Origin of the sequence: Bacillus cereus group sp. BfR-BA-01492, from assembly GCF_022662815.1 — a bacterium.
Taxonomy (GTDB): Bacteria; Bacillota; Bacilli; order Bacillales; family Bacillaceae_G; genus Bacillus_A; species Bacillus_A cereus_BD.
In genome coordinates, this window is sequence record NZ_JAKUEH010000005.1 from 106,440 (window position 1) to 121,778 (window position 15,339).

Below are 15,339 nucleotides of genomic sequence, written 5' to 3' on the forward strand. Positions count from 1 at the left end.
TAAACGGCGCGCTTTTATGTAAAGAAGACAAAAAAATCCACAGTTATATGTTTTTTGTTCTATGCAAACAATAGAAAAAAATTAAAAAGGAGTTTATTTATGAAACGACTTTGCACATATTTCATGTTAAGTGTTGTACTTTTATCAACATCTTTTCATACATACGACGGATTATCTATTGTTCATGCACAGCCGCCCTATGCAAAATGGGGGAAACTAGCAGTAGAAAAAACGAAAGAAAAATATCCGAAAGCAAAGATTATTGATTATCTTCATATCGGTAGAACACCAAAGACTATTCATGTGACTGTCGAAAAGTTTAAACTTTGGTTACGTGAAAACGGGAAAGAATATGGTGTTTTTGTTCATATAGAATTTGAGACGAAAACGGAGAAACTTTTGAGGATTACCTTTCAAAAAACGAATGGGTAAAAGAAATTTCGATTAATAAAAACTGTATACTTATTTAAAAAAGGAAACCTTAAAAGATTTCCTTTTTTACTTTGTCAACTGTAAAGCTTTCTTATATTCATTTTTCTTTTCTAACGTCTGTTTCGCATTTTCTGCAGTTAATATGTAGTCTACAGGAATATTTGGGAGTAAATGTTGCTTAGCGTTTGGAAGCAAAATGGTGATATCCTCTATAACTATCCTATCATTTTCAATTGTTTTATTAAATGATTGAACTTTTCTTGCAACTTCCGCTAATTGTTCCATATGCTCGGAATTGTTTATATCTAAAAAGATATTACTTTGAAATACTCCGGTAACATACGTCTTCTGATTTTTCTTTTTGATTTCTTTCTCAGTTTTTTTATCAAAAACAGTATCTCCCGTCTGTATTTGATGAAACGTAAATAGCGTATGATCCCCTATTTCTTCATAATATGTATGAAATTTCTCCTGCACATCATGTGCTTGTTTCTTTACTTTATAGTTATCATTCTCTACTTTAGGAGCAATTTGCCCCTCAAAATCGAGTTGAAATTGCACGTGCGGTTCATCAACTTGTTGCACATAAGCGGTACGAAGATCTGGACCCCATAATAAATCTTTTTCGTCCCCTTTTATGTCAACTCGATTTAAATTAACAGAAATTCCATATTCTGCTTTCGCATAATCTTGTGCTTTCGTTTCGATTTCATCATTTGATATATCACATGATGCGAATAAGAATACACTGCACATCATGCTACCTATTAGTTTCTTTCTTTTCATATTTCATCTCCCTTTAGTTCTACTGTATCGTATATAAGCTACATCGTAAATAAAGTGAAACTTTAATCAGTGGGGTTTTTTTTCATCCCCCACTGATTATGAGCCCTCACCAATCGGGCTGTTACGGGCAGCCCTACCCCCACCTATCTTCCTTGCTTCTCTCTGCATCTTGAGGTGGGAGTCTTACTGCCCTAAAATAGCGGGATAAAATTAAGTTTTAAGTGATGGGAATTGTACTCTAATCACTCTTCTACACATACAGATTTTCTTGCAAATGAGCAATAAACTGTTTTAAGGGAACTAATCCGCGCTTTGGCATTTTACTGCTTATAACAGCAACAAGCTCTAATTCTGGAACAACAAATATATATTGTCCTCCATATCCCATTGCAAAATATATACAATACGGTATGTGAAATCTTTTGTGATCTACAATCCACCAATGATATCCATACGCTCCCACATGCCCATATGTTTGATAACGCGGAATCGTTGATTCTTTTATCCAGCTTGATGATACAATCTGTTTCCCATTCCAGTATCCTTCTTGTAAACATAAGATTCCTAATTTCAATAGGTCTTCGCTTTTCATTTTCATACCAAATCCACCAACATAAATTCCTTGTGGATCTTGTTGCCATTCATACTCAGTAATCTCTAAAGGCTCGAATACATATCGTTTTGCAAACTCCACTGTTGTCATTCCCGTTGCAATTTGTAAAATATAACTTAACAAATGAGAGGATCCCGAATTATAGTTCATTTTTGTTCCTGGTGCTTCGACGAGTGGACGTTGTAAAACGTATGTAATCCAATGATTCGATTCAACAAAATCATTAGGAAATACAACACCATCTCCAAATTCTTTCCACTCCTCTCCAGTTGTCATAGTTAATACATGATAAAGTGTTAGTTGTTGTTTATCTTTTGGGACATGTTCAATCCACTGCCTTATCGGAATATGTATATCCTCTATATATCCTTTATCAATTGCTATACCAATTAAGAGAGACAAAATACTTTTCGTAACAGAATTTATTTTATATACATGATTTGCATTTTCTTTTTCCTTATAATACTTTGTTATGTACTCACCTTTTTGATATACAAGAAATGCATGTACTTTCTTATGACGAAATACATCCTCCAGTTTACAAAAATCCACCATCTGTCCCTCCACATATATACTTTTATTCTTACTATTCTACTCAAAGCAAAGAAATATTTCTAACTTTAGCTTTAACATTGTCATAAAAAACTGCACCTCCATTTGTAGACTGTGTCTAACAATTGGAGGTGCAGTATAAAGAGACGCTGATTTATTCTTGTAATAAGAAGCATAAGTTTCCCATTATTTAAAAATTAAAAGGAATCAATATTGACATCATTAGTTCACTTCTTTCCATAATGATAAGGCAAAAATCCAATTCAGATCCCCATTCCCTTGATAGCTCTGAACTGCTTCGTACACCTTTCCCTCATGAACTACTCTATCTCCTGTTTTATACGCTTTATACGCATCCCATTGTTCATAAGAGTTTTCTTGTCCTTTTGTTGTAACCGTTAAAGCATCACTTTTCATTGATTCATTACCAGATGTATCAACAGCAGAAACTACATACTTATATGTTGTATTCGCTTTCAAATTCTTATCGATAAATGAAGTTGTATTAGCAGTACCTATTTCTTTCATAGCTTCTCCAACTTCTCTGTATATAATATAATGGCTCACATCTACATTATCTTCAGATGGACTCCACATTAAGTCAATATTATTCATAGTGGTTCCCATACTGTGTAATCCTTTAGGCTGAGTTGGTGCTTCTGTATCTGGTTTTTCCTCTGTTGTTTTCATAACTAATGTTTCACTTTCCTTAGATATATTCCCTGTAGCATCAACTGATTTTACTGTATACGTATACTCTGTATTTGGACTTAACTTTTTATCAACTACACTTGTACCAACTACAGTATTAATTAATTCCCCATTACGTAACACCTGATATTCTTTCACCCCTACATTGTCTGTTGCAGGTTTCCAATTAAGTTCTACACTATTTGAGGTAGTTTTTACTACTTGTAGTCCAGATGGCTGGGTTGGTGCTTCTGTATCTGGTTTTTCATCATTTATTAGATTCACATCGATCACACTATAGAAAGCGTTTACAGTATCAGCTACATCCCATACCGCTAAAATGACATGATACCCACTACGGTCAGTTGGTACATTAATTTTATGTGATAAATTATTAGATGCTGCAGAACCATTATGTTTTACAGTTCCTATCGGTTCAAAATCTGCTCTTGTTAAAGGTTTATTTGGATTCCATCCCTTTTTCGTGATGTAGTAGTGCCATTGACTTGTTGAATGAGGAGCTGTGTATTTCCAAGTGAATGTATTTTCTCCACCCTTAATCGTGTTCTTAAACCATCGATCAGCTGTTTGTTGATCGAGAATCCCACCAAACATCCCCCCTGCTGAAGCAATTTTCCCATCTGCTGGTCCACCTTGTGGAAATCCTTTAGGGGCTTCTAAACTTTGCGGTTCATACATTATATTTCCACAATTTGAATTCAGCGCTCCATAATTTTGACTACATAAAGCCGCACGGCTACCTGGTTTTTCAACGAATCCATGTGCATAGGCATTTTGAGGAATTAAAGTTGTACTCATAATTCCTACCGCTACTGCAGCAACACTTATCCCTTTTTTATTTGTAGCCATTTTTCTAAACTGCCCTAGAATTTTTTTATTCATGCTACTAGTCCCCTCCTATTAAATTTCTTACTATATTAAGAGCATAGATGTAAGTGAGGGTTAAACACATATAACGAAAATGAACAATTAAATACAAAATCTCAAAACTTCGTACCCAACTATTTATCTCCATTACATTCAAATAACCCTATAGTTAAATTATTACATATTACTTCATTAAACTTACACAGAAATTGTGACAATTATTGAACTTTCTTCCTGTAACCCTCTTTTTCTTAGAAACTCTTCTTTCTGTAATTTTGACTGAGGTTTGATCAAAAATACTTGTTAAGCCATAACTAATAACTTTCTAAAAAGCTGTGTCTTTTATAACAACGAAGTTCATTTTTATCGTTTTGGGACAACCCGTTCTGTTCGCTTGATGGCGATTGGGTCCCGCCAACATATTAACAAAAGCCCACGCTACGCAAAAAATACAATAAACTGCCCATATGGACAGCTCATTTACATAATTATCGTTATCGATAGTTTCGATTTCAGCAAAAAAGGATTAGCTAAATGCTAGTCCTAAAGGTTTTATATTGGATATTCATTCAACCAAATCAATGCTTGTTCATAATTATCAAAAAAACTTACAGATTCTTTTGTATTGGACTGTTGTAAATAATTCATTATCTCTCCTTCCTCAAGAAGAAACGCAATTGCTTTACTATGATTCAAAATGTTTTCATTGAAAAACTTATCTTTCCATGCTTTTTGAACTGAAAAATGATTTGGAGTGTACCCTTTTCTATCTACCAACAATTTGTATTTCCGACCTTCAGAAATGAATTGCTGACAAACTGTCTCGAATCCTTTAAACCATTCGTTAACATCATCTGTTTCAATTTTGCCAATCAGATGGGTAACAATTAAATCTCCTGAAACTGTTGTGCTAATATTCCGTTTACTCAACTTGGAATCATCCCCCTTAGTTACAATTATGTGTAAAAAACTTTATGAAATCAATTAAAAGAAGGAATGATTAATTTTTTATGAATAATCTATACATATCTACTTAACATAACGTCCCGTTATCAAAAGTTCTCCTCACCAACAATCTCCGACTTATCTTCTGTGAAACATCCTCTTCACCTGCGTATGCAGTTTCTTATTCATCCCATTATGTCAGCGGTTAAAAGTAATTATTTCCTTTACTTCATATATAGAAGTCGACTTACGTGGATAATAAGTAACAGACGGTACCTTATAGGTAAAGTGATATTTATAATTTCGTTCGTACATTCCAAAGCTCTGGGAAAAAGCGCTGGTCTAACACACGTTTTAAGTACGATACACCAGACGAACCACCTGTCCCCATTTTATGACCAATGATACGTTCTACCGTTTTCATATGACGGAATCGCCACTGTTGTAACCAATCTTCTATATCAATTAATTTTTCTGCAAGCTGATATAAATCCCAATATTTTTTCACATCGGCATATACTTCTAACCAAGCCGCTTCAACTGTCGAATCCTCTTCGTAAGGCTGCGTAATATCGCGATCTAGTACGTCTTTATTGATTGGAAATCCTTCTTTTACAAGCGCCTGAATTGCTACATCATAAAGGCTTGGTGAATGAAGTGCTGTATGTAAGCGAGCATGTAATTCTAGATCTTTTTCATAAATTTTTAATGCGTGCGGTGTTTTATAACCAAGTGCATATTCAATCATTCGGTATTGATACGATTGAAAACCTGATGCTTGACCGAGTGAATCGCGAAATTCAATATATTCAGATGGCGTTAATGTGGCAAGAATATCCCACGATTGAATGATTTGTGATTGAATTTTCGACACTCTTGCCAGCATTTTAAATGCAGGTGCCATCTTTTCATTTTGAATAGATTCAATCGCTGCATTTAATTCATGTAAAATCAGTTTCATCCAAAGTTCACTTGCTTGATGAATAATAATAAACAGCATTTCATCATGATGATTAGATAATCTTTTTTGACTATCTAATAAGCGATCTAACTGCAAGTATTCTCCATATGTCATATTCTCCTTGAAATCTGTATAAATTCCCTTTTCCATAATTACTTTCTCATTTTCCGTCATCGCTATGTAACACCCCTTCTATGCATCACCCTGTTATAATGGTCGAATTATAGCACGAACTGGGCTACCATCTGCTTCTGTTAAGGCAAGTGGTAAAGCAATCAGCTCATAATCTCCGTCTTGTACATGATCTAATACGATATTTTCTAAAATATGAATGCCGTGCTGAAATAATTGATGATGCGCTGCTAGTTCTTTATCATCAAGTGGATCTACAGAAGGTACATCTACTCCAATTAATCGGACTCCTTTTTTCGAAAGGAATGGCGCAATCTCCGCATGTAAAAATGGGATTGTATTTGGAAACTTTTGTGCGTTTCCATGTGAAGAAGTACGCAGTAATAAGCGCTCCACGCCTTCTAAATCAAATTGTTGCAATTCCTTTACTCCAATAGAACCCATACTTGAAACATCGATAATACGCGCTGGCCCCACATACACATGAATATCTAAATCTATGACCTTCTTTCCATCGTTATCAAAGTGAAACGGCGCATCAATATGTGTCCCCGTATGAATGCTCATCGTTAACTTTCCAATATTAACAGACCCACTTTGCTCTTTCGTACAAGATACTTCATATGAGAAAGGTGTATCCCCTGGCCAGGTTGCAATCTCATTATTTAATGGCTGTGAAATATCAATCCATTCGGATGCCTTCATCTTACGCCACAACCCCTCGTTTATTTTCAAATTGTTTATATTCTCCATTTATCATAATTTTCTTTAAAATCTGAACAGACTTCCACACTTCTTCATATGTATTATATAAAGCAACTGGCGCAAGGCGAATGCCATTTGGCGCGCGAAAATCAGGAATGACTCCATTTGCTTTTAACGCTTTACATATGCGGGCAGCTTCTCGGTGCTCTAAATAAATATGTCCTCCTCGTTTTTCATCTTCTAAAGGATTTCCAATTGTGAATCCTTTATCTGTTAATTCATAATCAATCAAATGTAGCATATAACGTGTCATACGTAATGATTTTTGACGTAATCGACCTATGCCTGCCTCTTTAAATATCTCAAGTGAGCCAATTAATGGTGCGATACTGAATATATGTGGTGTTCCAATTTGATACGCTCCAGCATGCTCAGCTGCTGTTAATGTATGTTCCATATCAAATTGTTTATCTTTTCTTGAACTAAACCAGCCAGAAAGACCAGGCAGACGATCAAAATGTTTTTTATTTACATATAATCCACCAACACTACCAGGGCCTGCATTTAAATATTTATAATTACACCATACCGCAAAATCAACACCCCACTCTTGAAACTGATGAGGAATCGTTCCGATAGAATGACATAAATCAAACCCAATATGAATACCACGCTTATGTGCTTCAGCTGTCAATCGCTTCATATCTAAAATTTGTCCGCTTCGATATAAAACTGCTGGCAATAAAATTAAAGTAATATCATCTGTCATCGCAGCAATAATATCTTCCTCTTCTAATGTTCTTCCGTCTCGACTTTTCACTCGAACAAGATGCTTATCTGGGTCTAATCCTTTTAAACGAATTTGACTTTGCAAAGCATATATATCTGACGGAAACGTTAATTCATCTGCTAAAATCTTTGTGCGAATTCCTTTCGGTTCATAAAACGTCGCAATTACCTGATGAATATTCGTCGTCGTGGAACCGGTTACAATTGTTTCTTCAGGCAATGCACCAATAAGTGGTGCGATATGTTCACTTAATTGTTCCGATAGAAAAAACCACGGATATTCTCCTTCTGTCCATCCATCAATTCCATACTCTTTCCATGAATCTAACATAGTGAGTAATGACTTTTCAGCTCGTTTAGATAATAAACCTAATGAATTTCCATCTAAATATATTGTATCTGCTTTCTTATAAAACTCATTTTGAAAAGCAGCAAGTTCATCCTGTTTATCACATTGAATTGCATACTCATAAGATGCTTCAAATGGCTTTTGATCCATAGTTCCACCTTCTTTTTAATTTTCTGTTTATTCTAACTAATTGAAATATAACATTATAACTATTGTAACGTCAATGATATTGTATTCGTGGATCTCTTCCATATTACACATTGAAACTTCATAATTGCCACTACGCTAGGCATAAAATACAATTAGTTTCCTATATTTTATTCGCATTTGCTTACAATCTCCAAAATAAACTTATATTTCTTTTGTTTTTTCTTCATTTGTTTCATGCCTTCCTTTTATTCGTACATAACAAGATTGAAAATGAATTGGCTTTATCACAATTCACTACCATCCTCACGTTCTATTTCTGTTCGAATGAGCCAACTGTTCCCCACTCCGCATTTTATATATTTCATCTATTCTCCCCTTAAGAATTTTTGTTTTTTAAACATTTTATTATTTCCCTAGTAAGCGCATATTCCGACAGAACCTTTGCTTATATGTAAAAGCAACACTTTATCGGTGTGCTGCTTTTACAATTGAAACCTTTGCATTCGTTTGTAAAAGGTACTGCGCGGAACATTTAATAGTTTTGCTGCAAGCGATACATTTCCCTTTGCTTTTTGTAATGCTTCAATCATTCCATCACGTTGTATTTTTTCACGGAAAGTTAACTTATGTTCTTTCTTCATATCCTTTGTTTCTTTCCAGAAATCTTTTTGATCTCCTTGCATAGATTGCAATATGAGTGAAACTTGCTTTCTATTTATTTCCTTCCCTTGCGAAAGAATATATAGGCGCTCTAATACATTGAATAACTCCCGAATATTTCCGGACCATTCATATTGTAATAACCGGTTACAAATACTAGTTGGAAATTGAATATTCCACTTCTTTCTTGCACAAAAATCTTTTATAAAATACGGTATATCTTCCCTTCTTTCTCTTAAAGAAGGTACATATATCGGATAAACATGTAAGCGATAATATAAATCTTGCCTAAATTTGCCTTCCTCTACAAGTTGAAGTAAATCACGGTGTGTTGCAGTAATCACCCGAATATCTACTGCCACTTCTTTTATGCTGCCGATAGGAGTTACTTTACGCTCTTGTAAAACACGTAAGAGAGCCACTTGCATTTCTGGTGAAACCTCTCCTATTTCATCAAGAAAAATGGTTCCTCCATTTGCTTGTTCAAATTTCCCTTTATACCCTTGACGCCGCGCTCCCGTGAATGCCCCTTCGACATAACCAAACAATTCACTTTCCATAAGTTCCTTTGGCAATGCTCCGCAATTCAATGCTATAAACGGACCGTTTTTTCTTGAACTATTTTCATGAATCGCTCTTGCGACATACTCTTTCCCTACTCCCGTTTCCCCGCACACATATACACTGGCATCTGTCTGAGAAACGAGTTTGATTTCTTCTAATGTTCGCTGAAATGTATCGCTGATTCCAATCACTCCAGGAAAATGGATGGGTTTCTGAAACGAAGCAGAGAAATGGACTGCTTTAAACTGCTTTTCTGCTAAATATAAACATTTCCCAATCATTCTATCATTATCATATACAGGTACCTCCATTTGAATATTCCAGCCATCATGTAATAAATCAGCTACTTTTATCCGTGACCAATTTGGGACTTGTTTCCGAACTGATTTACTTGCAGAAATGACAATTTGGCGGTGATTACATATCACCACTGGTTCGTCACCATCAATGACATGTAAAAAGCGATGAAGTAATTCTAATTCATGTTGATGCACACGAATGCTACACTCGCGCTCAATGGCATGTGCAATGGAAGTGACCATACCGAGCATATACGGATGTGAACATTCAATCGGACACGAAAAATCAAGGACACCAAGTAATTTCCCGTCATCATTATGAATTGGTGCAGCTGCACAGCTCCAACTATGAGATGCAATAGAATAATGCTCTGTACCGCTTATCATAATTGCCTCTTCTGTAGCAAGTGCAGTTCCAATCGCATTCGTTCCTACAGCTGCTTCTGTCCATTTCACTCCTTCTATAAAATTAATATGCTCAGCTTGTCTTAATGTCTTTTGGTTTCCAGTAATAGAAAGGACATATCCATCCGGATCAATTAATAATGCCATCATTTGTAGTTCATCTATTGTCTTTTTCATATTTTGTAAGTGGGGCAATGCAATATCAAGGAAGATTTCACTTTTTTTCTTTTGTTCCTTAAACTTATTGTAGGTCAAAATGTTCTGACCTTTTTCTATATGCGGATTTACATTCTCTGCTTTACAGCGGTGCCACGATTCTAAAATTCTTTTATTGATTCTAGTTGGATCAAGAACGCCTTCATTTACAAATTTTTCCCATGTATGTAAGTAAAAGGTTGATGTTAACATATTATCATCTCCCTCTTTTTCATTTTGGAGATTTATAGTTAGGAGTTCACTCGAGGAAATATAATTTTATTATAAAACTTGATAAAAACGTTTTCAATACAATTAAAAAAAGGATATAATTCGTCACCTCATCGCTACTAAAAAGAACGAGTATAAGCCAGCGATAGCTATACTCGTTTTTTCTATTAAACATGTACAGCATGACCAATCGCTTGTAACAGTGCTTCATGTATTGCTTCTGCTAACGTTGGATGTGCTGCGATAAAATCTCTCATAATATCTGCTGTTACTTCAGTATGAAGCATGACTGTTCCTTGCCCAATCAGTTCTGTTGCGCGGGGACCAACAATGGAAATCCCTATAATTTCTTGATATCTCGGCTCCACAATTACTTTTACTTTCCCTATCTGTTCTCCTAAAATAAGTGCCTTTCCATTTGCCGTAAACGGAAATTCTCCAACAAGGATATCTCCACCATATTGGTTGCGCGCGGTCTTCTCTGTTAATCCAACGCTCGCGATTTCTGGTGCAGTGTACATGCAGCGCGGAACAGCATGATAGTTCACTTTCGTTTCTTTCCCACACGCATGTAAAGCTGCGGTAGCTCCTTCATGAAATGCAACATGGGCAAGTTGAATACCGCCAATAACATCACCGGCTGCATAAATATAGGAAACGTTTGTTTGCATATGTTCATTTACAGAAATCCCCTTACTGGAAAACTCTATTCCTGCCTGTTCAAGATTTAGCTCATTCACACGCGGTCTTCTCCCAACAGAAACAAGAACATACTCTGGATTCTGTTCAAAAAAACCTTTTTCATTTTCAAATAGCGCTTGTTTTTTATGAAGATTTAACCCTTTTAACACTGTTTCTGTATAAACTTCTACCCCGTCATTTTCTAATTTTCCTCTTAATATATTTGCAATATCTTCATCTTCACCAGGAAGAATTTGATTCGCCATTTCAACAATCGTTACTTTTGTTCCCAGTCTACTATAAATACTAGCAAACTCACATCCAATCACCCCACCACCAACAATAAGCAATGATGATGGGATATGATCAAGCGACATAATATCGCTACTATTTAAAATCCATTCTCCATCAAAAGGGGCAAACGGTAATTCGATCGGTTCCGATCCAGATGCAATAATAAATTGGTCTGCATCTAACGTTTCTTCTTTCCCTTCTTGTATAATATGCAAGCGGTGATCGGTTTGAAAATGAGCTTTTCCTTTCAACACTTTAATTTTATTTTTCTTCATTAAATATTGGATTCCTTGTACAAGTTGCTGAACAATCATTTGTTTTCGATTTTGCATTTGTCTCCAATCAACGACAATATGATCCTTCAAAATGTTCACGCCAAATGTTGGCGCATGCTTTACAATATCATGGACTTCCGCACTTTCTAATAATGATTTCGTTGGCATACACCCTACATTTAAGCATGTTCCACCAAGTGCTCCTTCTTCTACAAGGACAACTTCTTTTCCATTTTGAGCAGCTGTAATTGCAGCTACATATCCAGCTGGTCCCCCGCCAATGACAACTAATTTACTCATTCTCTCACCTTCTTTTATACAAGAATTGTTACAGGATCTTCTAAATATTGCTTAATCGTACGTAAAAAGGCAGCAGCTGGTGCACCATCTAATACGCGATGATCAAATGTTAAACTTAGCGGTAATATACTTCCTTTTTGTAGTTCTTCCCCGCGATACACAGGAACATGTTCAATGGCTCCTACGCCTAAAATCCCTGTTTCTGGTGTGTTAAGCACAGGTGTGAAATATTCAATGCCATAAGCCCCTAAATTACTAATTGTAAAAGTTGTCCCTTGCATCTCATCACTGCTTAATGTGCCTTCTTTCGCTTTTTTGGCAACTGTTTTTATTTCTTTTGATAATTGTACAAGTGATAAGTTGTTCGCAAAACGAATGGCTGGTACAACTAAGCCATTGTCGAGCGCCACTGCCATTCCTAAATGGATATGCTCAAATTGGTGAATTGCCTCATCCATATACGCACTATTCATATCTTTATGTTCTTCAAGAGCCAATATAACAGCACGAGACACAAAATCTGTTATCGTTAATTTATGATCATATCTTCTTTGAATGCTTTCCGCCATCGTTTTATGTAACGCAACTAAATCTGTTACATCTGCTTTCATTGTTAACGTTAATTGCGCGCTATTTTGTAAACTTGCATGCATACGGTTTGCGATTGTTTTTCTCATGCCGGTAACTGGAATACGTTTCCCCTGTTCTTGTTTTATAGATATTGGTGATACATTTTTTTCTTCCGCTGCCTTTAATACATCTGCTTTCGTAATTCTTCCTCCAGGTCCTGTACCTACAAGTTTGGTAATATCAAGATTTTCAGCTTGTGCAATTTTTTTAGCTACAGGCGAAATTTTTATTCTTTGTTTCATTTCTTCTTTCCTGTATCTTTCGGATTGTTGTACATTTCGAGGCAATTCTTCTTTCGCTATCGATTCCTCTAGAACGGATTTTTTGCCTTGTACATCTACTTTTTCATTTGGCTTACCAATATAACAAATGACCGTTCCAGGCGGAACTCCTTGATCTTCTCCTACTGCTATATTTAAAACCGTTCCATCAGCTGGCGCTGCTATTTCTGTCTCGATTTTTTCAGAGTTAATGCTAGCGATAAATTCCCCTTTCGTTACATGATCTCCTGTTTTAATATTCCACGATGTGACCATTCCTTCTTTCATTGCCATTCCAAGTTTTGGCATTACAACTTCTACAGCCATTCGTCTCTCTCCTTTCTTTTTATTGCGCTATACATGTAATAAAGAACGATCCCCCATCATCTCGGATACTGTTTCAATGACTTTTTCAGGTGTTGGTAAATATAATTTTTCAAGCGGTGGTGAGAATGGTACTGGTGTATGTGGCGCTGTAACTCGTTTAATCGGTGCATCCAATAAATCAAATCCCTTATCAGCAACGATTGCCGCAATATCCGTTGCCATGCTACATCTAGGATTTGCCTCATCAATTACAATAAGACGATTTGTTTTTTCAACAGATGCTAAAATCGTATCTTCATCAAGTGGTGATAAAGAACACGGATCAATGACTTCTAATTCCAATCCTTTTTTTGCGAGTTGCCCTGCAGCTTCTAGCGCTGTATGGACTTGTTTTCCAATCGCTACAATTGTTACATCAGACCCTTTTCGTTTTATATCTGCCTTTCCAAGCGGAATTGTGTAATATTCTTCAGGAACTTCATCTTGCATATTGTAAAGTGTTTTATCTTCAAAGAAGATAACCGGATCATCATCTTCAATAGAGGCTAATAGTAATCCCTTTGCATCATATGGAGTGGATGGAACAACGACTTTAATACCTGGAATGCTTGTAAATAATGCATATAAACTTTGTGAGTGCTGAGCTGCCGCACTAAATCCAGCTCCATGCATGGTACGAACCGTTACAGGAACTTTTGCTTTCCCGCCAAACATGTAACGGAATTTTGCCCCTTGGTTTAACACTTGATCTAAACAACTACCGATAAAGTCATTAAACATTAACTCCGCAACTGGTCGTAAACCTGTTGCTGCAGCTGCCATCGCCGCTCCCATATAACCAGCTTCAGAAATCGGTGTATCTAAAATTCGATTTCGTCCAAATTCTTGTACAAGCCCTTTTGTTACGCCAAGAACACCGCCCCAAGCTTCATCATCTTGCAAATGATCCACTTGCGCCCCACCAGCAACATCTTCTCCCATTAAAATCACATTCTCATCACGGCGCATCGCTAATTTCATCGCTTCATTAATTGCAGTTGACATACTTACTGTTCTTGTCATTCTTTTTCACCCTCCTCTTATTTGTAAGACACGTATACATCTTGTAATAATTCACTGTCCGCTGGATATGGACTATTTTCACTAAACTCAATTGATTTTTGAACCGCTTCATCAACAGCTTTTTCCATATCTACTAATTCAGTTTCAGTTAGTAATCCTTCATGAATTAAATGCTTACGAAAATTCACAATCGCATCTTTTTCATTTAAATGTTCTTCCTTTTCTTCGGCCGTTTTATATATTTGGGCTTCTCCTTCAAAATGGCCGTAGTTCCGATACGTCATGCATTCAATTAAAGTAGGTCCTTCTCCATTCCGCGCACGTTTCACCGCGAATTCCGCTACTTTATATACAGCAAGAAGATCTTTTCCATCAACGCGAATTCCTGGAATATTATAAGCCTTTGCTCGATCAGCAATCGATTTACAACTTGATGCATATTCAAATGGTGTAGCTTCACCGTAACCATTATTTTCAGCTACAAAAATAACTGGTAATTTCCAAATGGCCGCTAGATTTATACCTTCATGAAATGTCCCCTCATTATTTGCACCATCTCCAAAGAAGCAAACGCTTACATCTTTTGTCCCTTTATACTTTGCTGTTAACGCTGAACCACATGCAAGCGGAAAACCTCCTCCAACAATACCGTTTGCTCCAAGCATCCCTTTATCTAAATCTGCAATATGCATGGAACCGCCTTTCCCTTTACATAGACCTGTTGCTTTTCCGAAAAGCTCAGCCATCATTCCGTTTAAATCGCAGCCTTTTGCAATACAATGTCCATGTCCTCGATGTGTACTCGTAATACTATCGCGATCTGTTAAATGGGCACATACACCAACAGCTACCGCTTCTTCACCAGCATATAAATGAACGAAACCTGGAAGCAAACCTTGCGCAAATAATTCATGCACTTTATCTTCAAACTTACGAATCTCAAGCATCTTTTTATACATCCAACGAGCTTTTTCTTTTGTCATTTCATTTCCTTTACTTTCCGTTGTTTTTAGCATCTTTTAGCCCCCCTATTTTCTTTTCATCTTTTATTCTTGCAAATTGCGTGCCAATTTCAAAAAGTTGTAATGGTGAGCTTTTTCTCTTTATGAAAAGAGAAAAAAGTGGACATAATGAGACAGCTGTCTCATTATGTCCACTTTTGTA

General features: G+C 36.2%; 13 protein-coding genes and 1 pseudogene. 1 reads left to right on the forward strand and 13 read right to left on the reverse strand.

The window, feature by feature from the left end; all coding sequences use genetic code 11:
• Positions 1 to 99: 99 nt before the first annotated feature.
• On the forward strand, positions 100 to 432 hold the full coding sequence (locus MR063_RS08830; RefSeq protein WP_242196546.1) for a YqzG/YhdC family protein: 333 nt from the start codon (positions 100 to 102) through the stop codon (positions 430 to 432).
• Between the two features lie 66 nt (positions 433 to 498).
• Here the strand turns inward: MR063_RS08830 and MR063_RS08835 are convergent, their stop codons facing one another.
• The 13 genes and pseudogenes from MR063_RS08835 to MR063_RS08895 form a co-directional block, all read right to left on the reverse strand.
• Positions 499 to 1,218 (reverse strand): hypothetical protein, encoded by a 720-nt coding sequence (locus tag MR063_RS08835; protein WP_242196549.1) that lies wholly within the window; start codon positions 1,216 to 1,218, stop codon positions 499 to 501.
• Positions 1,219 to 1,468: 250 nt separating this feature from the next.
• Positions 1,469 to 2,383: a serine hydrolase domain-containing protein gene (locus MR063_RS08840; RefSeq protein WP_242196552.1), complete on the reverse strand. Its 915-nt coding sequence runs from the start codon at positions 2,381 to 2,383 to the stop codon at positions 1,469 to 1,471.
• Between the two features lie 222 nt (positions 2,384 to 2,605).
• A complete protein-coding gene (locus tag MR063_RS08845) occupies positions 2,606 to 3,976 on the reverse strand; it encodes a lytic polysaccharide monooxygenase (RefSeq protein ID WP_242196555.1) in 1,371 nt (456 codons plus the stop codon).
• A gap of 537 nt (positions 3,977 to 4,513) precedes the next feature.
• A pseudogene (locus tag MR063_RS08850) lies at positions 4,514 to 4,946 on the reverse strand (STAS/SEC14 domain-containing protein).
• Between the two features lie 255 nt (positions 4,947 to 5,201).
• Entirely contained in the window at positions 5,202 to 6,041 is an 840-nt protein-coding gene (gene kynA / locus MR063_RS08855) for a tryptophan 2,3-dioxygenase (protein ID WP_242196558.1), read from the reverse strand.
• 33 nt (positions 6,042 to 6,074) lie between these two features.
• The gene (gene kynB / locus MR063_RS08860; RefSeq protein ID WP_242196561.1) at positions 6,075 to 6,704 is read right to left on the reverse strand and encodes an arylformamidase; all 630 of its coding nucleotides are present in this window, start codon (positions 6,702 to 6,704) and stop codon (positions 6,075 to 6,077) included.
• 1 nt (position 6,705) lies between these two features.
• Positions 6,706 to 7,992 carry a kynureninase gene (kynU, locus tag MR063_RS08865; protein WP_242196564.1) on the reverse strand — a complete coding sequence of 429 codons (1,287 nt, stop codon included), beginning with the start codon at positions 7,990 to 7,992 and terminating at the stop codon, positions 6,706 to 6,708.
• A gap of 284 nt (positions 7,993 to 8,276) precedes the next feature.
• Positions 8,277 to 8,357, reverse strand: coding sequence for a DUF3977 family protein (locus MR063_RS22090; protein ID WP_396021828.1), 81 nt, complete (start codon positions 8,355 to 8,357; stop codon positions 8,277 to 8,279).
• Between the two features lie 117 nt (positions 8,358 to 8,474).
• Complete coding sequence (locus MR063_RS08875; RefSeq protein WP_242196567.1) at positions 8,475 to 10,328, reverse strand: sigma-54-dependent Fis family transcriptional regulator; 1,854 nt, start codon at positions 10,326 to 10,328, stop codon at positions 8,475 to 8,477.
• A gap of 185 nt (positions 10,329 to 10,513) precedes the next feature.
• Entirely contained in the window at positions 10,514 to 11,896 is a 1,383-nt protein-coding gene (lpdA, locus tag MR063_RS08880; protein WP_242196571.1) for a dihydrolipoyl dehydrogenase, read from the reverse strand.
• A gap of 14 nt (positions 11,897 to 11,910) precedes the next feature.
• Positions 11,911 to 13,113 (reverse strand): dihydrolipoamide acetyltransferase family protein, encoded by a 1,203-nt coding sequence (locus tag MR063_RS08885; protein WP_242196574.1) that lies wholly within the window; start codon positions 13,111 to 13,113, stop codon positions 11,911 to 11,913.
• Positions 13,114 to 13,140: 27 nt separating this feature from the next.
• A complete protein-coding gene (gene acoB / locus MR063_RS08890; RefSeq protein WP_242196576.1) occupies positions 13,141 to 14,175 on the reverse strand; it encodes an acetoin:2,6-dichlorophenolindophenol oxidoreductase subunit beta in 1,035 nt (344 codons plus the stop codon).
• A gap of 17 nt (positions 14,176 to 14,192) precedes the next feature.
• A complete protein-coding gene (locus MR063_RS08895) occupies positions 14,193 to 15,191 on the reverse strand; it encodes a thiamine pyrophosphate-dependent dehydrogenase E1 component subunit alpha (protein WP_242196578.1) in 999 nt (332 codons plus the stop codon).
• Between the last annotated feature and the right edge of the window lie 148 nt (positions 15,192 to 15,339).

Bases quoted from the DNA above. Each gene is read 5' to 3' on its own strand.
- MR063_RS08875 (WP_242196567.1), bottom strand. From the start codon at position 10,328: ATGTTAACATCAACCTTTTACTTACATACATGGGAAAAATTTGTAAAT.
- kynB (WP_242196561.1), bottom strand. From the start codon at position 6,704: ATGAAGGCATCCGAATGGATTGATATTTCACAGCCATTAAATAATGAG.
- lpdA (WP_242196571.1), bottom strand. From the start codon at position 11,896: ATGAGTAAATTAGTTGTCATTGGCGGGGGACCAGCTGGATATGTAGCT.
- MR063_RS08885 (WP_242196574.1), bottom strand. From the start codon at position 13,113: ATGGCTGTAGAAGTTGTAATGCCAAAACTTGGAATGGCAATGAAAGAA.
- acoB (WP_242196576.1), bottom strand. From the start codon at position 14,175: ATGACAAGAACAGTAAGTATGTCAACTGCAATTAATGAAGCGATGAAA.
- kynA (WP_242196558.1), bottom strand. From the start codon at position 6,041: ATGACGGAAAATGAGAAAGTAATTATGGAAAAGGGAATTTATACAGAT.
- MR063_RS08895 (WP_242196578.1), bottom strand. From the start codon at position 15,191: ATGCTAAAAACAACGGAAAGTAAAGGAAATGAAATGACAAAAGAAAAA.
- MR063_RS08835 (WP_242196549.1), bottom strand. From the start codon at position 1,218: ATGAAAAGAAAGAAACTAATAGGTAGCATGATGTGCAGTGTATTCTTA.
- kynU (WP_242196564.1), bottom strand. From the start codon at position 7,992: ATGGATCAAAAGCCATTTGAAGCATCTTATGAGTATGCAATTCAATGT.
- MR063_RS08845 (WP_242196555.1), bottom strand. From the start codon at position 3,976: ATGAATAAAAAAATTCTAGGGCAGTTTAGAAAAATGGCTACAAATAAA.
- MR063_RS22090 (WP_396021828.1), bottom strand. From the start codon at position 8,357: ATGAAATATATAAAATGCGGAGTGGGGAACAGTTGGCTCATTCGAACA.
- MR063_RS08830 (WP_242196546.1), top strand. From the start codon at position 100: ATGAAACGACTTTGCACATATTTCATGTTAAGTGTTGTACTTTTATCA.